11 protein-coding genes are annotated in these 22,297 nt (G+C 57.4%); 5 read left to right on the top strand and 6 right to left on the bottom strand.

Translation table 11 applies throughout. The features are described 5' to 3' along the window. Positions 1-125: 125 nt before the first annotated feature. From QD461_RS16250 to QD461_RS16235, 4 genes are all read right to left on the bottom strand, one after another. Entirely contained in the window at positions 126-884 is a 759-nt protein-coding gene (locus QD461_RS16250; RefSeq protein WP_414088644.1) for a LuxR C-terminal-related transcriptional regulator, read from the bottom strand. A 258-nt stretch (positions 885-1,142) separates the two neighbouring features. Next, complete coding sequence (locus tag QD461_RS16245) at positions 1,143-1,814, bottom strand: Crp/Fnr family transcriptional regulator (protein WP_414088643.1); 672 nt, start codon at positions 1,812-1,814, stop codon at positions 1,143-1,145. 230 nt (positions 1,815-2,044) lie between these two features. Then, positions 2,045-3,283 carry a polysaccharide pyruvyl transferase family protein gene (locus QD461_RS16240; RefSeq protein WP_414088642.1) on the bottom strand — a complete coding sequence of 413 codons (1,239 nt, stop codon included), beginning with the start codon at positions 3,281-3,283 and terminating at the stop codon, positions 2,045-2,047. Further along, on the bottom strand, positions 3,280-4,704 hold the full coding sequence (locus tag QD461_RS16235) for a hypothetical protein (RefSeq protein WP_414088641.1): 1,425 nt from the start codon (positions 4,702-4,704) through the stop codon (positions 3,280-3,282). The genes QD461_RS16240 and QD461_RS16235 overlap by 4 nt, the downstream gene beginning before the upstream one ends. Before the next feature lie 151 nt (positions 4,705-4,855). Between QD461_RS16235 and QD461_RS16230 the strand changes: the two genes are divergently transcribed. The 5 genes from QD461_RS16230 (at position 4,856) to QD461_RS16210 (ending at position 20,138) form a co-directional block, all read left to right on the top strand. Beyond that, positions 4,856-5,698 (top strand): glycoside hydrolase family 16 protein, encoded by an 843-nt coding sequence (locus tag QD461_RS16230; RefSeq protein ID WP_414088640.1) that lies wholly within the window; start codon positions 4,856-4,858, stop codon positions 5,696-5,698. A 303-nt stretch (positions 5,699-6,001) separates the two neighbouring features. Next, positions 6,002-7,918 (top strand): amino acid adenylation domain-containing protein, encoded by a 1,917-nt coding sequence (locus tag QD461_RS16225; RefSeq protein ID WP_414088639.1) that lies wholly within the window; start codon positions 6,002-6,004, stop codon positions 7,916-7,918. Beyond that, a complete protein-coding gene (locus tag QD461_RS16220; RefSeq protein WP_414088638.1) occupies positions 7,915-16,008 on the top strand; it encodes an amino acid adenylation domain-containing protein in 8,094 nt (2,697 codons plus the stop codon). Before QD461_RS16225 ends, QD461_RS16220 begins: the two co-directional genes overlap by 4 nt. After that, positions 16,005-18,488: a condensation domain-containing protein gene (locus QD461_RS16215; RefSeq protein WP_414088637.1), complete on the top strand. Its 2,484-nt coding sequence runs from the start codon at positions 16,005-16,007 to the stop codon at positions 18,486-18,488. Before QD461_RS16220 ends, QD461_RS16215 begins: the two co-directional genes overlap by 4 nt. A gap of 48 nt (positions 18,489-18,536) precedes the next feature. Beyond that, the gene (locus QD461_RS16210; protein ID WP_414088636.1) at positions 18,537-20,138 is read left to right on the top strand and encodes a hypothetical protein; all 1,602 of its coding nucleotides are present in this window, start codon (positions 18,537-18,539) and stop codon (positions 20,136-20,138) included. A gap of 103 nt (positions 20,139-20,241) precedes the next feature. Here the strand turns inward: QD461_RS16210 and QD461_RS16205 are convergent, their stop codons facing one another. Beyond that, a complete protein-coding gene (locus tag QD461_RS16205) occupies positions 20,242-20,946 on the bottom strand; it encodes a 4'-phosphopantetheinyl transferase family protein (RefSeq protein ID WP_414088635.1) in 705 nt (234 codons plus the stop codon). Between the two features lies 1 nt (position 20,947). Beyond that, the gene (locus tag QD461_RS16200) at positions 20,948-22,132 is read right to left on the bottom strand and encodes a DegT/DnrJ/EryC1/StrS family aminotransferase (protein WP_414088634.1); all 1,185 of its coding nucleotides are present in this window, start codon (positions 22,130-22,132) and stop codon (positions 20,948-20,950) included. Between the last annotated feature and the right edge of the window lie 165 nt (positions 22,133-22,297).

Below are 22,297 nucleotides of genomic sequence, written 5' to 3'. Positions count from 1 at the left end.
CAGTCGAAGATCATGCAAGCGGATTGATCTTGCAGATACCCGCCTGTCCCAACGCCTGCTGCGCCAGGGCTCAGATACGGCCTCCACGACTGTCAATTCGGCAGTCGTGATCTCCAACTACAAGACTAGCGGACGAGTTCGCGGATCTTATAGGCGACTTCGGTCCTGTTGGTCGCATTCAGCTTCTTCATGATATTGCGAATGTGAACTTTGACGGTGCTCTCGCAAAGATCCATCTCATAGGCGATGATCTTGTTCGCCTTGCCTCGCCTCAGGGCTTCTGCAACAACCACTTCGCGGGGTGTAAATAAACTGTCAAGGCAGCCGTTGCGGCTAGCCACGGGAGTAATCGCCTCCTTGGCAGCCAGTAGGCTGCTTGCCGGGACGAAGACACCGCCCGCCCGCGCCAATGCCACAGCTTCCGCAGCAACCTTGATGCCGACGCTGGTTGGGATGTAACCACGCGCGCCGCATTCAAGCGCATGCAAGAGCTGGGCAAGCTCGTCACCATCAGCACCGACGATAACGGGGCTCGTCTGAAATCTCTCCACCAATGCGCATATCTTGGCGCTGACATCGGTATCGGACACTTTGCGGCCGCCGATCATGAAAAGAACTGCAGAGGGCAATACTTGCATATTGCGCGTTTGCCATTCGTCCAAGGAGCCGACGGTGACAATGTGCATTGCGCTGTCGCATTCGGTCAGGCTCTTGGACAGGCATTCACGGTCTAATGCCCTGGAATCGATCAGGAGAATATAGTCTTCCCACTCGTCGATACCGGCTGTGCTGAACGGCCGCAAACTATCCGATGCCCGAACAGAAATGATACGCGCGCTTCCATCCGACGTGAATTTCTCACTTGTTATTGATTGCCCATGCATGGCCGTTACCCCTAATTATTAAAACGCACATTGTACTTCCGGAAGATATTCTAGTATTCGTTCGATAGGCAGAGCATAGCCGGCGCATTGATCCAAGCTCATTTTGTTTTCGCATGTCATCCCCCTCATTTTTTGATTTATCTTAGCTAGTAATTGCGTATTTTGCTTCATTGCGCATTAACATATGTTAATGCTTAAGTGAAATATTAAATAATATGATGCTTATCTGTTCGCTTAAAGAGAGATTTTTATACGATGTCAAATAATAGTTGTATCGAAACAGGTCTCGTCGAAGTCAACAAGATCGACTAGACGCGCACGATCAAGAAAAACAACTATACCGTTACGGAACAGCAAGAGGTGGGCTTCGCGCATATCTCTCAGAACGCGATTTATATGTACAGTTGATAGGCCGACGGCATCACCAATGTCCGCCTGCGTCAAAGGACAATCGAAATACTCGCAATTGTCGTAGTCGCGAGATGTGCCAACACGTGTTCCGAGCTCAAGCAGCATATGCCCGGTTCTCTCGAGTGCATCGCGCCGACCCATATTCGCAAGCCGCTCGGACATGCGGGCGTGATGTCGCATCAACTCGCCAATGACGATGCGATAGAAAAATGTAGGCGCCTCGATCTTGGGAAGTGAGGTGAAATCCGGAAAAGCCACGACCGTCACATTGGTGACGGCTCGTACGGTCTCGCGCGACAGCGCCGTCAACGTCGTCGAAATCATACCACCGTGCAGCACAAATTCCGTCACGAAGCGTGTGCCGTTCGGCAGCATCTTGCTGCAGGCAGCCCATCCCTTCAGGACAAACAGAAGACGCGGCGCCTCATCGTCGTATCCGCAGATCGCACTTCCGGCTGTAAAGGTCCGCGTTACACCACCCAGATTGCGAATATGTTCAATTGGAATCTGCGCTGCCATGCTATCATCCCCGTGGACGAGAAGCATTTCTCGAATACACCTCTGAGCATTCGAAAACATAGTAAGCCCAAACTCCTAAATAGCATAGAAATTACGGGAAGTCTTTAATTCGAAATCACATTTTATTCTTATCTATTTTTACTTAAACGAAATGCAATTTCGTCATGCTGTTGCGCATACTCAAATAAAACTTCAAAGTATCTAGACGAAATATACTCTGAACTGAGAAGTCATTCGCCATGCATCGGGCATGGCTCAGGCGCGCTGGATTGATCGCATTCCAGCAGATGGCGACGCATGTTCGAAATTCCCGCGCGGGTCTCCGCTATGGCAATCTGATGCCGAAGTGGCTCAATTCCATCCCGTTCTGCTGCCCTGACCAGGGTCGCAACGAAGATCGGTGAGGATGTGGCGTCCTTTACCAGGTAGTCTTCGCGCCCCACGGAATTGAAAAAGCCCTCGACCTTCTTATCCCAGCCGAGGCCGACATGCGGGATCTTCAGCGCATAGGCTGCAATACAGGCATGCAGCCTATGTGCCAGGATCACATCCACCGAACGAATTGTCTCAATGAGATCACCGGGAGTTTTCGGACGCTCAGCAATATCGAACACATCGCTATCGGTCGCCCTATGCTTGACGACCGAGCTGCGAATATACTCCGCAAATCTCTGATCTTCTCTCGCGCCATTGCAAAACAACACCACGCGCAGCCCATCATCCAGGAGCAGGCCGATCAGATCCCTGTAGACCCCGATATTGGAGAACGGGATTGCTGCGAGTGCCGATGTACTATGCCTGCGAAGTATGATCGGATCGGTTACACATAGGCCGACGGTCAATCGGCGCTCTGTCGATTGGCAAGGTCGCTGCGCCATCGTGAGGGATCCAATCAGAAGTCCGGGATCCCGGACGATTTTTGCTCTCGGCCCCTCCGGAAAGTGCTCGTGCCAATTGTCCTGGGCAAATCCATCGCGCACGGAAAGATGTACAAGCCGTGCCCGTTTCACCCGAGCGAAGAGCTCATATGCCGAGCTCGACCAGTGCTTGCTGACGCCGACCGCATAAATGGCGAGCGGCCGATCCTGCTGGCAAACACAGTCAAGGACAGTGCCGATTTTCAATGGAAAATTAAGGTCATCATCTTGAAACAAGTTGCCGCCGCCGATCACCACGACGTCGGCATTGGCGATCTTCTCGTCCCAGCTGGTAACAAGTCGACGTAGGTTGCGCTTTAAACCCAGGCTGACCAGCCGGCGTCGTGCCGCAGCGGGCATCCAGCGCAGCAATCCAAGTATCAGGCGCCGCCGCGCACCATGCCCCCGAGCGAAGGCCTGTCGTCCGGCAAGGTCAACGGTCTCCACCTCCATCTCGCCCCCACCATTCGCTAGGGCGGTTTCGATGCATTCCGCCAGCAGTCCGTCGCCGAGATTCTCGCTATACTTGACATTGAAGACGAGGATTTTCATCTCAACTCCCCAATCGTACCAAAGCGTGACGCGTAACCGTTTCGGACCGAATGCTTCACAGGACTGAGAGCGGAGATACTACCCGCCAGAATATAAAACATCAGCCCAAGATCATACACCGTGCCGGAGGTTGCCGCCGAGATGAGAACCGTAATGAGGCCGGCCTTGGCCGCACGTACGACTGCGCGGGCCTGCCTTGAGGACGAAGGCCCTGGCCGTGTATCCACCATCAGCAGCCGGGCGACGAATAAGGCGAAGAGCAAGGTGCCGAAGATGCCGATATTGGACAATAGTACAAGGCCGAAACTGGAGGCGCGCGCACTGCCCAGGCCGGCGCCGAAGCCGTTGGTATCCAAGAACGCCCGATAGGCCATCGCATTCCACATGAAGCGCTCTCGCCCGGATTGGCTGTCTGCCTTGGAGAACAGCATTTCGTCCAGAAATTCGCTGAGATTGTGCACGAGGTCTGGCATGACGATCAGAACAAAGAAGATGGCAAGCGGCATGCTTGCCAATATGGATAAGATCAGGACCGGCCGGCCCGTCCCAGGTTCTTGTCGTCCAGCCTGGAACGACTGTAGGCACAGGATCGGCAAGATGACGGCTAGCCCGACAAGCGCCGTCGCTGACGTCGAAAGGACAAGCGCCGCCAGAAGCAAGCCGGAGACAAGGCCCGTCGTGTTCGAGCGAATGCCTCCAAGCCAGAGGCTTGCAACAACGGCAAAGAGGACAAGGGTGAAATCGGCAAATGCCGAAGCCTCCGGGAAGGTGCCGGAAATGCGCTTCAATCCCCCTTTCTCAGCGTTGGTCAGAAGCGCATAATTCGCCGTTCTCACGAAGCTGAGCAGAAAATCCGTATGGGTGAAGTAAGTCACGATATCGGCGAGCGCAAAGCTGAGATTGACGCCCGCAACGATCAGTATGCCGTTGACGAAGATCGCTGGAACGCCGTTTCGTCGAAAAAATGCGAAGGTAGCAATGAAACAGATAAGGCCACCAAGGGCGTAGACCGACTGGGTAATGTTGTTCGAGGACGCCTGCAACGGTATTAGCGCTATGAGGCTATGCGCGCCGATCGAGCGCTGCACCGTCATTGTCTGCGTCATGCCTTGGAACATTCGCGGAAAGAAAACTGCCGTGAACAGTCCAAAGGCCGTCAGGAGCAGAAGGAAGAATCCCGGGCGCCAGGGTGCAAGCGCGGTGAGAAACGGTCCCTCGCCGTAGGCCGCAAACAGCCGTATAGCGAAGAACAGCAGGAACAGGCTCGGTACAAGCACTGACGCCCCGCCGAGACCGGGAAGGCTGAAGGCCGCGGCGGCGCCAAACACCGTCGACAGGGCCATTACGATGAATGACCATCGAACTGGCGCAGCCAATATCGCCACACCGACGATCAGTGTTATTAGTCCCATGGCATTCATGTGACATAGTCCAGCCGCTTTGCCTCATTGTTGCCGCAAATTATCACGGCGCCTGCGTGGTTGTATTTCCGCCTTTCCTAAGCCTTTTGGTGGACGCATCGGCCGAAATACGTTGTATACCATGGGCAATGGTGGGCTCATGCTAATATGCATGGATCGTCTATCGCCAGTTGATCGTGTTCGAGGTATGGCCAATCGGCGCGCTTTCCTTCGCGCCTCGGTTACCGCAACCTTGATTGCTATTTGCGACATCAGGATTACCTACGCTGGTGACACCGGCGATGCACTCGATGTCAGCTCGATGAAAATGACGTTCGAGGATCCATTCGACGCGTTGAGCGTATCGGCCTGGGGGCCAGGTACACGCTGGATCTCCCATACGCCCTGGAATGGGGACTTTGGCGGCGCTCGCTTCTCGGATCCGGATGGTGAGTTCCCCTTTGCAGTACAGGATGGGATGTTGCGGATTACCGCTGCGCGCGACAGCAAGGGTCTGTGGCGTTCCGGCCTTATTGCATCGGTCGATCACGATGGGAATGGCTTTGCTCAACAATATGGCTATTTCGAAATGCGCGCGCGGTTACCAGATGGCCCCGGTGTATGGCCCGCATTCTGGTTAATAGGTAAGGACCGATCGAAAGCAACAGCCGAGATCGATGTCATCGAATATTATGGCGATAAGCCCGGTGCCTATTCCTCGACCGTGCATGTCTGGCACAAGGACGGTCGACACGATTCCGCCTACTCCCGTATCAGTGCATTTGCGAATGCAACCCCTTCCGACTTGCACACCTATGGCGTGAAGATCGATTCGGATTTCATACGCATGTATTTCGATGGAAATCTTGTCTGGAAGACAAAGACATTGCCGGAACATCGCCAGCCTATGTATCTTCTGGTCGATCTGGGCATTGTCGACGGCATAACGAAGATGGCTGCGGCCGATCCCTCCTTCATGTTCGTGGACTATGTGCGAGCATACCAGTTCATATAGGCTCGCAGCCACCGGCATCCAATTCACTCATCACAGCATAATTATCGTTCCAGTGTGATGCCGCACGCCCTTGCCGGCGGCGGATCTCAGGGCACCGGGCGTAATGCTTTCGGTCGGCTTGCCTTGGCTCTGCCGAGCCTTTCCGACCAAATGGCTACGCTCCACCATGACTTACGACTTTCGGTGGTGAGATCGATCATCCCAATGATCATCTAGTGCTTTTGCCCCAGCATGAAATTCTGCGATGGACGATGAAGCGTCTCGCATCGCGATGTCGTCACTCGCAGGACAACCCGGAGAGCGATGATGATCGACCGTGAGGGGCAGGCAAAGGCAATTGGTGCAGCAAGCATGCATTATGATCGCGACCGTTGTCTTCACGAAATGGTGCGTACCCAGGCCAAGGCGGTGCCGCAGGCAACAGCCCTCGTCTTCGGTGATGTCAGTATCGACTATCACGATCTTAATCGCCTGTCCGACGCAGTTGCGGCGCACCTGATAAGAATTGGGGTCCATAAGGCGGATATTGTCGGCCTTTTCCTGCCACGAGGTATCAATGCGGTCATTTGCACGCTGGCAATCCTCAAGGCCGGCGGCGCCTATCTTCCGCTTGATCCGGCCCTTCCGATCGAACATCTCGATTTCGTTATCGGCGAGTGCCAGCCCAAGGTCATATTCGTCGATGCAGCTCACGGTGACAAGCTTGCGAGCGTGCCGAGTATGAAAGGTAAGGTCATCGAAGCGGATGCCATGCTCGGCGAGATGGCGAATAAGCCGACTATTACCCTTTCTGCGGCAAACATAACCGGCGGCGATCTCGCCTACATCATGTACACCTCCGGCTCGACGGGCCGTCCCAAAGGCACGATGATCTGTCATCGCAATATTGCGCGGGTCGTCCTCGATCAAACCTATGTGGATTTTCGCCCCGACGACGTCGTCCTTCATACGGCCACGATCTCCTTCGATGCCGCGACCTTTGAAATCTGGGGGGCTCTTCTTAATGGTTGCACGTTGGCGATCATGCCTGAGAGCGACTTCTCCGTCTCGCGCCTGTGCGATGTCATGCAGACAACCGGCGTCAGCATCTCGTTTTTGACCACGGGCCTGTTCAATCTGTTCGCCGATCACGCACGTGCCCCCTTACCGCAGCTTCGCCACATTCTTTTCGGAGGCGATGTCGGCTCGGCGGTTCACGCCAGGCGCTTTCTGGAACGTCACCCCGGTTGCCGACTTACCAATGCCTACGGTCCGACCGAGACGACGGTCTTTGCTACAGCTTTCCAGGTCCTGCCCGGCTTTTCAGCCGCAGAACTGCCTATCGGGAAGGCGATCGCGCATACAGCTATTGCCATACTCGACGAAGAGCTGCGTGTCCTGCCTGCGGGAATAGAAGGCCAGCTGGCAATAGCGGGCGATGGTCTGGCCATTGGCTATTTCAAGCGCCCGGAACTTACGGCCGAGAAATTCGTCACGATTGATACGAAAGAGGGTCCGACGCGCTATTATCTGACTGGTGATCTCGCCTGCCTGAAGCCGGACGGGACCGTTACCTTCAAGGGTCGGCGCGACCGCCAGGTCAAGATCAATGGCAAGCGCATCGAACTCGATGAGATCGAAGCCGTTCTCAGGCGAGATCCGCGTCTTACCGACGGCATAGTGCTTTGCCATGTCCAGGGAGAAAACCTGAAACGCATCGTTGCCTATTTGTGCCCCAAGGAAAGCCATGTGGGCGCCGGCGCCGATCTCGTCCAGGCCGTCTTGACGACGCTGCGCGCCACTCTACCCGCCTATATGATCCCGAATGCCGCAGTCGTCGTCGATAGTCTGCCACTGACAGCTGCAGGAAAGGTCGATCGCTCGAAACTGTTGCCGCCGCCGATAGAGGCGCAGGTCAGGCCGACTGACAGCAGAAGCAAGACAGAGGAACTGCTGACCGCGCTCTGGCAGGGCGCATTGGCCCTGACTGGCGTCGACCTCGACCGAAACTTCTTCGATCTCGGCGGCACCTCGCTTCAGCTGATGGAAATTCATGCGGGACTTGAGGAAGCCCTCGGCCACTCAATCGATGTGGTTGCCCTGTTGCGTCACCCGACCATCCGGGACCTGGCGCAATACCTGGATGGAAATGCGCCCGTCCCGACACGCATCGCCGCCGCCGCGCAGCGCGCAGCTCTACAGAAGAAGGCCATTTCTCATCTCCGTAGGAGCTCCTTATGAAACGGAATCACCAGGACAATGGTAGCGCGCGTGATTTCGAAGACAGTGACGATCTGAGCGGACAGGTTTCCGGGCATATTGCCGTCGTCGGCATGTCAGGCCGCTTTCCGGGCGCAGCGTCGGTGCGTGAACTGTGGCAAATGGTACTCCAGGGAAAGACTGCCTTCTCCCATTTCGCGCTGGATGAAATCGAAGACGCCTTCACCGACGAGGAACGGAAGCAACCGAACTATGTGGCGGCAAGGCCTCATCTCGATGGTGCCGACATGTTCGACGCGGAATTCTTCGGCATGTTCCCACGTGAGGCTGCGGTCACCGACCCGCAACATCGCATCTTTCTGGAAATATGCTGGGAAGCGCTCGAGGATGGCGGATACGATCCGTCCCGCTATTCCGGCTTGATCGGGGTTTTCGCCGGCTCGTCCATGCCGACCTATCTGATCAACAATGTCCTTCACGAGCGTATGAAGGCAGAGGAGTTCACGTCGAACTATCAGATCGGCTGTTTTCATGAGCTCGTCGGCGCGCTCAGCGACACGCTGGCCACTCGGGTCGCCTATAAGTTCAATCTGCGCGGCCCCGCATTTACCGTGCAATCGGCCTGCTCGACCTCGCTGCTTGCAGTTTCGCAAGCCTGTCAGAACCTGCTGACCTATAGCTGCGACATGGCGCTCGCGGGTGGCATCTCGGTGACGATCCCGCAAAAAAGAGGCTATATTTATCAAGAGGGCGGCATGGCGTCACCAGACGGCGCCTGCAGGCCCTTCGATGCCAGCGCCGCCGGAACGGTCTTTGCCAGCGGCGCGGGCGTCATCCTCCTGAAACGCTACGAGGACGCAGTCAAGGATGGCGATCACATCTATGCGGTCATTCGCGGCTACGGCATCAACAATGACGGCAGCGACAAGGTCGGCTTCACTGCGCCAAGTGTGGAGGGACAGGCCGAAGCCATTGCCTCGGCACTTGCCAACGCTGCGGTCGACCCCTCAACGATAGGCTATATCGAATGCCATGGCACGGCGACGCCGCTCGGAGACCCGATCGAATTCAACGGCTTGACGAGGGCATTTGCCCATGATGCCCCGGGGCCGGCCGGCTGCGCCCTTGGCTCGGTCAAAGGCACGATCGGTCATACGGACGCGGCGGCAGGTGTCACCGGGCTCATCAAGACGGCGCTGGTATTGCGCAGCGGGAAAATCCCGCCAATGCCGAATTATAGCCAGCCCAACCCGCGTATCGATCTCGAAAAGAGCCCCTTCTACATCCCAACCACAATGGTCGACTGGCCGGAGGGACCAACGCCGCGGCGAGCTGGCGTAAGTGCCTTCGGCGTTGGCGGCACCAACGTCCATGTCATTCTGGAGGAGCCTCCATCGCCACCACCGACTAAGTCCAGGGAGGCAGAGGGCCACTACATTCTTCCGCTTTCGGCGCGCAGTACGTCGGCGCTTGCCGCGATGCGAAGCAATCTGAGCAATCATCTCGCCGAAAATCCCGAGCTTTCAATCGCGGAGCTCGCCTACACGCTGCAGGCCGGTCGACGCGAATTCAGCCACCGTCTGGCGGTCACTGCCGAAAGTGTCGAAGAGGCGATCATCAAACTGACGACAGACAATTATCAATCCCTTGTTGCAACGGACAAACCGCCGGTCGCCTTCATGTTTCCCGGCCAGGGCGCTCAATATGTCGGCATGGGCGCAGGCCTTTACCGCTCAGAGCCGGAATTTGCCCGTTGGATCGACCGCGGCTCCGAGCTTTTGAAAATGACGCTCGGGCTCGATCTGCGCGACTATATCTGCCACGCAGGCGCCGTAACGCAGGCAATCGCCGATGAGCAGCGGGAAACCCGCATCGCTCAACCCTGCCTCTATCTGGTGGAATATGCGCTTGCGCGATTGTGGCTGAGCCGCGGCGTCAAGCCCTATGCGATGATCGGTCATAGCGTTGGCGAGTTTGTAGCCGCTACGCTTGCCAACGTTATATCGTTCGAAGATGGCCTGCGCCTCGTTGCCAATCGCGGACGGCTGATGCAGCACCAGCCGCTGGGGGCGATGGTATCCGTTCGCGCCGATCCTGCGACGACGGCCTCCTATCTGCAGGGCGCCGTCGAGATCGCTGCGATCAACGCGCCGAAACTCTGCGTCATTTCCGGGCCGTTTGCCGATATCGAGGCGGTTTGCGCAGCACTTTCGGATGCCGAGATCGCCTTCAGCCGGCTGCACACCTCACACGCATTTCATTCCGCGATGATGAAGGATGCGGCTCAGGCGCTGCGACAGGAGACGGAGAAGGTCACTTATGGCACGGCGACCATACCGTTCGTATCAGGTGTGACGGGTGATTGGCAGACCGCGGAATTGGCGACATCGCCGGACTATTGGGCCATGCACTGCCGCGATGCCGTGCGTTTTGCCGATGGGCTCGCCACGCTTTGCCGCGATCGCAAGCCGGTCCTTCTCGAGGTTGGACCTGGACGTACATTGTCGGTCTTTGCCGCGCAGACGATCGTGCGGGATAGTCTTGCCGCCATTGTGCAATCCCTCCCCGAGCACGATCGCGCTTCTGCTTCGGCCGCCACGCTTGCCGAAGCACATGGCAAGCTATGGATGGCGGGCTGCCGCCTCAACTGGCCTGCCCTTCCGCCGGCAGCACAGCAGCGTCTGTCCCTGCCAACCTATCCTTTCCAACGGCAGCGCCATTGGATCGATGCCCCGCCATCCGCACGCCGTTCAGCGACAATGCGGGCCGACGCCGAACTGAATGATCCCTCTCCCACCACCCTCTTTGTCTCTGACGTCAACCTAACCGAGGAGAAACCAACGATGAATGTTGCAGCCTCAATCCCGGTCCCCAATCGACTGCCGCAATTGGAAACAGCCCTTCTGACGTTGCTTAGCGACATGTCAGGCGAGACGCTCGGGCCGGACGAACGAACGGCAACGTTCCTGGAGCTTGGCTTCGACTCGCTCTTTGTCGGCCAGTTTGCGCAACGCCTCGAGAAAGACTTCAAGGTCAAGATTTCCTTCCGGGAGTTGCTGAGTGACATCCCCTCGGTCGCCGATCTCGCTGTCCATCTCGATCGGGAGATGCCACCGGAGATGGTCAAGGCTGCAGAACCATTGTCGCCTGCGTCTCCACTCATCACGATGCCGATGACGGCCACGCCGCAACAAATGGCGCCGGCGATCGCATCGCCAATGCCGCAGGCCGCATCGATGCCGAACGCGGCCTCGGACCTCGCCAGCGTCATGCAATCTCAGATCCAGATGGCACAATCGCTGTTTGCGCAACAGCTTCTCATGCTGCAGACCATGCAGGTTGGCGCTCCTGTCCCGCAGGCGCTGCCCGTCACAACACCCGCAGCATCCGCTCCAGCTCCGGCGCAGCCGGCGCAAACGCAGCCGACGTCAGCCGCTCCTGTAGAAAGCGACTTCGGCACCGAGCGCATCAAGCTCTATCGCCCGAACGCCAAGAGCGTGACGGCGGAAATTTCGCCGGCCAAACTGGATTTCATCGCCAGTCTCACCAAGGCATACGAGGCCAGGAATGCCAGATCCAAGACCTTCACCCAGGAGCATCGCCGCCACCTCGCCGATCCCCGCTCTGCATCGGGCTTCAGGGCAGATTGGAAAGAGATGGTGTTCCCGATCGTCTGCGACCATTCCAAGGGTGCCTATATCTGGGACGTTGACGGCAACAAATATGTCGACCTGGTCAATGGTTTCGGCCAGACAGCTTTCGGACATGCGCCGGATTTCGTTATTGATGCCGTCAAGGAGCAGGCCGATCGCGGCTTTGCCATCGGCCCCCAGACACCGCTTGCCGGCGACGTCGCAAAGATGATTGCAGACATGACCGGCCATGAACGGGTTACCTTCTGCAATACCGGTTCAGAAGCGGTGATGGCTGCAATGCGGATTGCGCGTGCGGTCACCGGCCGTGACCGGGTCGTGGTTTTCGCCAATGACTATCACGGTCAATTCGATGAAGTCCTGGTCAAGGGTCGCAATCGCGCCGACAAGCCGATCGCTTTGCCGGTTGCCTCCGGTATTCCGATGGCTTCCGTCTCCAACATGACAGTCCTGCGCTACGGCGCTCCGGAAAGCCTCGACTTCATCCGCGCCAACGCCGCCGACATAGCGGCTATTATCATCGAGCCGATCCAGAGCCGTCATCCGGAACTGCAACCACGGGAATTCGTCCGGGAACTGCGTGAGATCGCCACCAAATCGGAATTCGCGCTTGTCTTCGATGAAGTCGTCACCGGCTTCCGCGTCGATCCGGGTGGCATGCAGGCGATCTGGGGCATCAAGGGTGACATGGCGACCTATGGCAAGGTCGTCGGTGGCGGAATGCCGATCGGTGTGCTTGTTGGCAACGCCCGCTTCATGGACGCTCTCGATGGCGGCTATTGGTCCTATGGTGACACCTCCGTCCCCATGACGGCGCCCACCTTCTTTGCAGGCACTTTCGTACGTCATCCGCTGACGCTCGCAGCCGCCAACGCCGTGCTGCATCACATTAAGGGCGACGGATCCGCCCTCTACGATCGCGTCGCAGAACGTACGCAAGCGTTGGTTGCGGAAATCAAGGCTGATCTTGCCAGCCGCGGCATCGCGGATGTCGTCCACGGCTACAAGAGCTGGTTTGCCACCGACTTCTCAAGCCAGGATGTGCTTGGAGCCTTGTTCTATGCCCAAATGCGACTAAACGGTGTTCACATACAGGACGGCTATCCCTGCTTCCTGACGACAGCCCATAGCGAGGACGACTTCCGCCTGATCGCAAAGGCATTTCGCGACAGTCTCGACGCCATGCAGGCCGCCGGCATATTCACAACAAAGGAACAGGCATTCCAATCTGCTGCGCAGACGCAGACGCAGATGCCGGTCGCTATCGCCAAGCCTCAATCAGCGCCTCTGACCGAGGCACAGACGGAAATATGGCTTGCTGCCCAAGCTGGAGACGAAGCCTCCTGCTCATTCAACGAGTCCTTTTCGCTGACGCTTGAGGGAACGCTCGACGAAGCAGCCATCAAGCAGGCGTTTGATACCGTACTCGCCCGCCATGACGCATTGCATATCCGCTTCGACCGCAACGGTGAGCATTTCCAGTTCATACCAGACTTCAGGCTCGACCTGTCCGTTATCGAAGGCCTGGATGAAAAGGGCCTTGCCGATCTGAAAGATGACGAAGCTCGCACGCCCTTGGACCTTATCAATGGCCCGCTTGTGCGTGCAAGCATCGTCAAATTATCGGCTGAAAAGCATGTCCTGGTCTTCACCGCCCATCACATCATCTGCGACGGCTGGTCGATCAACACCTTCGTGGAAGAGCTGGCGACGGCCTATGCAGCGTTCAGGGCGGGCACGGTGCCGGAACTTCAGCCCGCCCTCTCCTTTGCCACTTACGCAACCGACCTGTCGCCGAGACCGGAAAAATCGCAAGCGACGGAACAGTTCTGGCTCGACCAGTTCAAGTCGATTCCGGATCTTCCCGACCTGCCTCTCGACCGACCGCGGCCGGAATATCGCAGTTTCGCGGGCGGAAGCTGCACCGGTTACATTGATGCCGATACCTACAAGACGTTGAAGAAGAAGGGTGCGAAATCGGGCGCCACGCTATTTTCCACCCTGCTGGCGACGCTGCAGGTGATGATCTCGCGGCTGTCGGGTCAGGACGATATCGTCATCGCCATTCCCTCTGCCGGCCAGAGCCTGCTTGATGGCCAGATCCTCATGGGTCATTGCGTCAACCTGTTGCCGCTGCGCCAGACGGTACCGATGACGGAGCCGTTTACCGCCCATCTGAAGGCGACCCAGCAGCTCGTCTTCCAGGCGTTCGAACATCAGGACTACACCTACGGCACGCTTGTCCACAAGCTCGATGCCAAACGCGATCCGCGCCGCCTGCCACTGACCGAGATCCAGTTCAATCTTGAACGCATGGCAGGCGGATCGTCGTTCGGCGACCTCAAGCCGACCATGGAACCGAACGCCAAGGCCTTCTCCAACTTCGACTTGTTCTTCAACATGATCGAGGCAGCCGATCACATTCGCATCGACGTCGACTATAATGCCGACGTCTTCGACCGTGTGACGGTCGAGCGGTGGATTGGTCATTTTTCGACGCTTGCGGCCACACTCGCCAAGGATATGGATCGAAAGGTCGGCGAACTCTCATTGCTGTCGAGCGAGGAAAAATCTTGGTTGATCGACACGCTCAATCACACGACTGTGCCTTACGATCACGATCAATTCGTCTTCACGCTTTTTTCCAAGCGGGCAGCCGCACAACCGAATGCGATCGCCGCAGAGTTTAGCGGCCAGGCTATGACTTATGCGGAGCTGGAAACACGCTCGAACCAGTTGGCCCTCTATCTCCAGATGGCGCTTCCCGATCCCGGCCAGCGTATCGCAATCCTGATAGAGCGCTCGCTCGGCATGATCGTCGCCCTTCTTGCCGTGATGAAGGCGGGACATACCTATGTCCCGATGGATCCGGCGCATCCGGAACCGCGCCTGAAGCAGACGTTGGATATTGCCCGCATCGGCGGGCTCATCTGCGACAGCGACGACATGGCACACCTCGCTGCTCCCAATACCCCTGTCATCCGGCTTGATCAGGACGCAAAGGCAATCAGCTCGATGACGGGCCAGCCTTTGAAGACCTTGCCGATCGACACGACGGCATCCGCCTATATCATCTTTACCTCCGGTTCGACCGGCATGCCGAAAGGCGTCGAAGTTTCGCATCGTGCCCTGACCAACTTCCTCCTCTCCATGGCGAAGGAGCCGGGTTTTGGCGCGAAGGACACGCTTATCGCGGTTACAACGATCTCGTTCGACATCGCCGGTCTGGAACTGTACCTGCCGCTGATATCTGGCGGAAAGGTCGTTATCGCCAGCCGCAACGACGTTCAAGACGGCTTCGCACTGGTGAAACTGATTGGCGAGCGCGACGCCAGCGTGCTTCAGGCCACGCCAACGCTTTGGCAGATGTTAGTTGAAGCTGGCCTGAAGGATCGACCGGCAATGAAGATGCTCTGTGGCGGCGAACCCTTGCCCAAGGAACTCGCTCGCTCGCTGCTTACCATCGGCGGCGAACTCTGGAACATGTACGGCCCGACGGAGACAACGATCTGGTCGTCGCTGCAGCGCATCACGGATGCGGATCAGCCGATTGCGATCGGACATCCGATTGCCAATACGAAGCTCTTCATCCTTGACCAAAGCGAGACTATCGCACCGATCGGTGTGGTCGGCGAACTCTATATCGGCGGGGACGGTCTGGCAGAGGGATATTTCGATCGCCTCGACCTGACGGAAAAGGCCTTCGCCCCACATTGCTTTGCCATTGGCAGACCAATGCGCCTCTACAAGACCGGCGATGTCGGTCGACGACTTGCTGACGGTTCGCTGCAATTGCTCGGGCGCCGCGATCAGCAGGTCAAGTTGCGCGGATTCCGTATCGAGCTCGGCGACATAGAGGCCGTGGTCTCCAAGGCGGAAGGTGTGCGCCAATGTGCCACCGTGGTCGCTGAAAACGCCAAGGGTGACCGCTCGCTGGTCTGTTACATCCTACAGAATGCCGGCGGTAAGGATTTGTCTGTCGCGGCTATTGCGGCCCATGCCAAAGCCAATTTGCCTGGTCACATGGTGCCGGGCTTCTGGGTTTTCGACACAGAGTTGCCCCACACCGCCAATGGCAAGCTCGACCGCAAGGCCTTGCAGCAGCGCGGCGTGCCCCAGCGCGAAGCGGCACAGGCGAAGCTTGAGCCAAAGACCGAGATGGAACAGCGGCTACTCGCGATCTGGCAGGATGTCCTGAATCTCAGCGACATCGGCGTCGACGACAACCTCTATGCGCTCGGCGCAGATTCGCTCGCCATATTCCGCATCGCCGCGCGCATGCGCGACAGCGGCCTGCCGCTGGAAGCAAAACATTTGCTGCGTCATCCGACGGTCGGCGCATTGGCGGCCTTTGCCGAGAGCCAGGGGGACGGCCAGTCCGATCCGGTTCAACTTCACGTACCATCATTGCGAGACTTTCGTAACGGCGCACGCCGCAGCCTGGGGGCAACTACATGAGTACCATTGACAGCAGCCCGAGCGGTTCGGTTCTCGAACCGCAGATCATCGGCGAGTTTCCCTGTACGCAGACGCAGCTGCGCTGCTGGATTCTCGATCAGCTCAATCCCGGTAATCCCGCGCTGAATGTCGCCGTCCGGTGGGAAATCAGAGGCTCTTTCAAAGCATCGACCCTGGAAGCGGCCTTTAAAAAGACCATCCAGCGGCATGAGATACTCCGCACGAGGTTCGTCGAAAAAGGCGGGCAGCCGTTCCAGCAAGCCGTGAGCGACGTCAACTTCAAGATGTCCGTGATCGATCTGCGCGGCATGCCGCCGGAACAGCGCCAATCGAGAATTCTGTCGATCGGCGAGGAGACAGCGCAAGCCCCATTCGATCTCAGCACGCCCTGCCTGTTCCGCGTCAGCCTGCTGATGGCGGAAAACGAGCGTGGCGTTCTTTTGATCACCGCTCATCAGAGCTGCTTCGATGGCTGGTCCATCCGCGTGCTCGGGCGGGAGATCGGTGAAATAGCGGCGGCAATAGATGCAGGACGCGCGCCAATCCTCCCCGAACTGCCGTTACAATATGGCGACTACGCTCTCTGGCAGCAGGAGTATCTGCAAAGCTACGGCTTTGAGACGGAGAAGACCTTCTGGCGGGAAAAGTTGCAGGGCGCTCCATATTTCGAAGTCACGCCGGATCATCCCCGCGGTCAGGTCAAGACCAATCGCGGCGATATCCTTTCGGTCGCCCAGCCGGTCGCCTTCACCGATCGGCTTGATGTGGCAGCGCGCGCGCATTGCGTTTCCCAATACAGCTTCGGAGCGGCAGTCCTGAGTGCGGTCCTCCATCGTTTGACAGGGGCTCCAACCGTCCTCTTCGGCTCGCAGATTGCCGGCCGCGAGCATAGCGACCTGGAAGACTTGATCGGCGTCTTCATCAACAATCTGGTACTGCGTTTCGATTTCGGCGCGGATGTCAGCTTTGCGGAGCACATAAAGTCCGTCAGTGCGACCATCGAAGGTGCATTGAACCATCAACGCATGCCATTCAACAAGCTCGTGGAACTCATCAACCCGGTACGCGATCCGGCACGCAATCCGCTGATCTCAGTCAACTTCAATCTGCAAAAGGCATTTCTCGAAGATCGGCGCTACGGCGAGTTCGAGCTGATCAGTTCACCTTCGCAATCACCGGGCGTGATTTATGATCTGAATTTCATCATGATCGGCCGGCCGACCGGCTGGCGTATATCGATCGAGTACAATGCCGACCTTTTCGAGGCCGGTACGATCGAGAGCCTCCTGCAACTTTTGAGGGATGCCTATGAAATCGCTCTCAATCACCCTGAGGCGCCGCTTTCTTCGCTCGTTGCGCCGGAACGATACGTGGCAGCTCCCGCCAAGACTGCGCCGATGGATGGCACCGTCGCAAAAACATCGCAGTCGGATACGCGAATGGAAGCGCTTGCTGAGCTCTGGAAGGAAATCCTACAGGTTCCGCAAATACGTCCGGATGATGATTTTTTCGCGCTCGGTGGTCACTCCCTCCTCGCGCTCCGGTTACTATCGGAAACTCGCGCAAGATTCGATGCAGCACCGACATTGCAGCTTCTATTCAAGCAGCCGACGTTTGCAGGCTTTGCAGCGGCGATCTTCAATGTCGACACGGCATCGTCACCGCGGCAAAAGGTCGTAAATCCGTGGGATCTGATCACCTGCAAACATGGCACGGGAACCGGCGCCGTCTACACGATCAACCATCCGCTCCTCTATTATCGCCTTGCCAATGAGCTGCCGGATGCCATCTCGGTGCATAATGTCAACATGTTTCACGCGGACCTCGATAACGGCCTTGCGCGCCTGAGCATCGAGGATATCGCTGCTTACGCGATAGAGGCGATGCAGATCGACAAAGCAGTCGGCCGGGTGGCCATCGTCGGACTATGCGTCAACGGCATCCTGGCTATGGAGGTCAGCCGGCAGTTGCGTGAAAAGGGATTGGATGTCAGCACCACGGCCATTATCGACGCATGGGCCCCGGGCTATTTTGCCTCCCTGCCGGAGCGCGAGCAGGCAAAATGGCGTCGGGAAAGACGGCGCAAGCGTCTCCTCTATTTCACGAGGAAGCTTTTGTCCCGGCGCATCCGACTGATCGACTATCTCAAGGAATTCAAAATCTCCCTGTCTCTTCTCAGGATCTTCCGCGTCAAGGCGGGGCAATATTCAGAAGAAGAAGAGAAGAACGAATCTGTCACCAAGCTATTGGTGGCGGCAGCGCGTCACTACCAGCCACAGCAAACCAGGGATCCCACGACAGTTCTCTTGCGAAGCAGCGCGACCCATCCTCGTGCACGCCAACTGCGATTTGGATGGGGCGACGCAATCGCGGAGAGCTGCAAGGTGGTCGACATCGACGGCTGGCACGAGGACTCGCTGACCAGCAACGGCATCCGCGGGCTAGCCTCAACGCTATCGGGAGAACTTAACGGCAGTTAGGGCTTATCGAATGTGCCTCAAGGAAGCAAAGCCACAGGGGGAGCGGCGATGAACACAAGCAAACCGTTGAGGGTCGGCATTCTTGTCGCGCGCGGACAGAGGCTTCAGAATTGGGAGCTGATGATCCTCGATCGAATTCTGGCAGCGCCACGGCTGGAGCTGGCCGCAGTCTTTACCCATCCGGCTCCGTTCTGCGACACCAAGCCATCGAATCTGCTAAGGTGGGGTGCACGATTGGAAGCGAAGGCTTTTGCCCGTCAACCCGCCTATGCGCCGAAGCAATTCGATAGCCGGCACCATTTCATCGAGCGCTATGATGCCGCTGGCGATGCGACACACGCAATCGACGATATTTCCGCGGACACATTGCGGCGCCTGAAGGTCGACCTCGTCATCCGCACGGTTCCCAAGGGCCTGTCCGGCGATGCTATTGCGGCATTGCCATTCGGCGAATGGGCATTCAATTTCTCCGATCAACGATCGGCAAACGTGGATTGGTTTGGCTATGCCGAAGTTCTTGCTCATGACCCCACGGCCGATCTGATCCTTTATGCTAAGTGCGGCAACAGAAATGAAAAATCGGAGATCACACGCGCGTCCTTCAACATTAAGCCCAGCGCAGCGCGATTGGGTGCCTTCGTGCGAGAGCGAAGCGTTACACTCGTAATGCGCGAACTGACGCGGATAGCGGACACCAGACAATTGCCGTCAACCGCGTTGGTTGATCCTTCCGAACGACAGATGCCGTCACTTGGCGATCTCCTGCGCTACGGTTCCATCGTCGCCAGCTCGATCTCGATCAGGGCGTATAGGTCGATCAGAGCAAAGCTCAGAGCCGATTCCGCGCTCTGGACCCTTTACACTGGCCAAGGCGAAATCTCTGATTTCGACCCGAGTAAGGCAACCGAGATCCCTCCATCCAGTAGTAGCATCAAGGCCGATCCATTCCTCTTTCAGCATGAGAACGAATGCTATCTGTTCTACGAGGCCTATGCCCGTGGCGACCGCAAGGCACATATCGCCGTCGGGCATTTCAACGGAGATCTGGTGCAGCCGGTCGGCGTTGCGCTGGAGCGACCCTATCATCTTTCCTACCCCTATATATTTCGCGACGGCGACCAGATCTTCATGATACCGGAAACGCATCAGGCCCGACGACTGGAGGTCTGGCGTTGCTGGCAGTTTCCTTTGAAATGGGAGCTCTATGCGACCGCATTCGAGGGACAATCGCCGGCCGACAGCGTCCTCATCCAGCATGACGGCAAATGGTGGCTATTCACCAATCTGTCGGACTTCCATGCTTACGAAGACCATTGCAGCGAGCTCTATCTGTTCGAGGTCGACGGCCCGGCGCTGACCGGCATCAGGCCACACAAGCACAATCCCGTCGTCATCGGTAGCACGGTGGCTCGAGGCGCTGGGCGGATCTTCGCGCGAGGCGGAAGGCTCCTGCGCCCCTCACAGCGAAATGCGAACGGCATATATGGCTATGGATTGAATATTATGGAGATCGAGACGCTCTCGCATAGCGAGTACCGCGAGCGGTGCATCCGCACGATTACGCCTTCCTTCAAGTCCGGCTTGCTCGGCTGTCACCATTTCGACGAAACCGGCGGACGCTATGTTCTCGATGCAAGACTGACCATCTGATCTAGAGCATTTCCACCTAAAACGGAGTCGCAGAAATGCTCTATCTCTTTGTTTTTGCGCAATTCCAAACGCAAAACCGCTGCGCACTTTTACTGGAATTGCTCTAGATCGTGTCACGATAGCGCAGCTCGACCCGATGTCCGCCAGTAGAGGCAACGACTGCGCCGGCGAAGTTGACCGGCACGACAAGCTCGAGAACCGCCCAGTTCCTGGGCGCGTCGGGATGACCTTCAAAATGATCCAACCGCGATATGTTCGATCTGTCGAAGACCATATCGAAACTATCGAGCGGCAATGACAGCCCGCTGCCTTGCGCCTTCACAAATGCCTCTTTGCGCGTCCAACAACGATAGAACCCGTCAAGATAGTCTTCCGCCGGCAACGAGCGAAGCGTTTCGCACTCCCTGCGGGAAAAGAACCATTTGGCGATGTCCTCCTTCAGGAAACGGACCTCCTCAATATCGATACCGAGCGTGTAGCAGTCGGAAACTGCGAGCATAGCCAGGTCCGCACTGTGGGTGAGGTTGAAATGAACCGGTAAAATGCCGGAGCCCGAAACGGACGGCTTTCCGCTCTCATTGTAACTGAAGCAAATCGACTGCGGCGCAAGCCCGAGATACCGGGCCAGGATCAATCGCATCCTGCTTCGGGCGATGATAAAACGGTGCATGTCGCGGTCATGAACAAACCGGCCTGCCCGCGCACATTCGTCGGGAGACAAGAGTGCAACGGGCATGTCGAGATCGGGTGGCGGAACGTCCAACCGCCAACTCCAGACATCGATGACGTCTGGGCCGGTGGTCTCCATGTCAGATCGTTGCGTAAAAGAGGTTGGTGGGAATGGACTTGGCCTGTTTCGACATGCGGCGGGCCAGATAGGCAACCAGCGCCACGGGGTAGTTCTCCCCGAGGCTGATACGGCAGGTGCGCTTCAAGATGTCCAGCGTCTGCGCGCATGTCTCGGGCGCATAGTCGATCTTTCGATCCGTCCAAAGAAACGGATTCATCGCCGGATGGCCGGTGCGTTGCTGTAGGATCGGCTGCCAATTGGTGTAGACATGGCGACTGGAATCGAAGAGCCGATAGACGCCGCGCTTGCTCTCCTCGGCAAATCTCTTCGCCTCTTCCGACGTTTCGAAGATGACGTGAAATCCCGCCGCATTGCCGACATCATTATGGGGGCCGACCGTAAGCCGCGTGTTTTTAGCAAAGATCTCACGCATCACGTTGTAACGCTCGCGCATGCGTGCAATCATCGGATCGAGCTTCTTCAGCTGTACATTCAAGATTGCCCCCTGGATCTGGTTCGCCTTGAAATTCACGCCCAGCATCGGAGGCTCGCTGGCATTGTCGTGATGACCGCGGAACATGGAGCCGATGTCATGATACATCCGCGCACGGGCAAACAACCGTGCGTCATCGGTCACGACGGCCCCTCCTTCCCCGCAATTTATGTTCTTGAACTGATTGAAGCTGAATGCTCCAAAATCGCCTATCGTACCGACGCGTCGGGTCTTGTAGCGCAGTCCGACTGCCTGGCAGGCATCCTCGATGACAATCAGATTGCTTTCGCGTGCGATGCGCATGATGCTGTCCATGTCGCACACCATGTTCGACATATGGACGGGAATGATCGCCTTCGTTTGTGGCGTTATCTTACGCAATATGTCCTGCGGATCCATGGTCAGCGTGTGGTCGATGTCGACGAGCACGGGCACGGCACCTGCCGCCAAGGGAGCGGCGGCCGTCGCGATCCATGTGTAGGCGGGCACCAGCACTTCATCTCCTGGTCCGACGCCGGCTGCAACCAGAGCGGAGATCAATGCTCCTGTTCCGCTGCTCATGGTCAGGGCGTGCTGCACGCCAAATTTGGTGCAGAAATCGGCTTCAAACCGCGCGAGCGGACCACCGCTCTCGTCGCTGTAGCGTGCCAACTTTCCGGAGGCAAACACTGGCGCCAGCGCCAACCACTCGCGTAACCCCACCTTGGCCATATTCTCCAGCTCCCCAGGAAACGTCTCTTTGTCGAAGAGCCTAGCTTGTGATCACCGCATTTTCAGCATGGCCTTCCGACTGAAAAGAGGTCGGATCCGAACAGCGCACCTATCCGAAATCGGTAGATGTCGCCCGCGCCTATGCCAATCGAACAATTATCCGCG

Origin of the sequence: Rhizobium sp. BR 314, from assembly GCF_047445805.1 — a bacterium.
Taxonomy (GTDB): domain Bacteria; phylum Pseudomonadota; class Alphaproteobacteria; order Rhizobiales; family Rhizobiaceae; genus Rhizobium; species Rhizobium lusitanum_B.
This window is presented reverse-complemented; position numbering and strand designations above follow the sequence as displayed.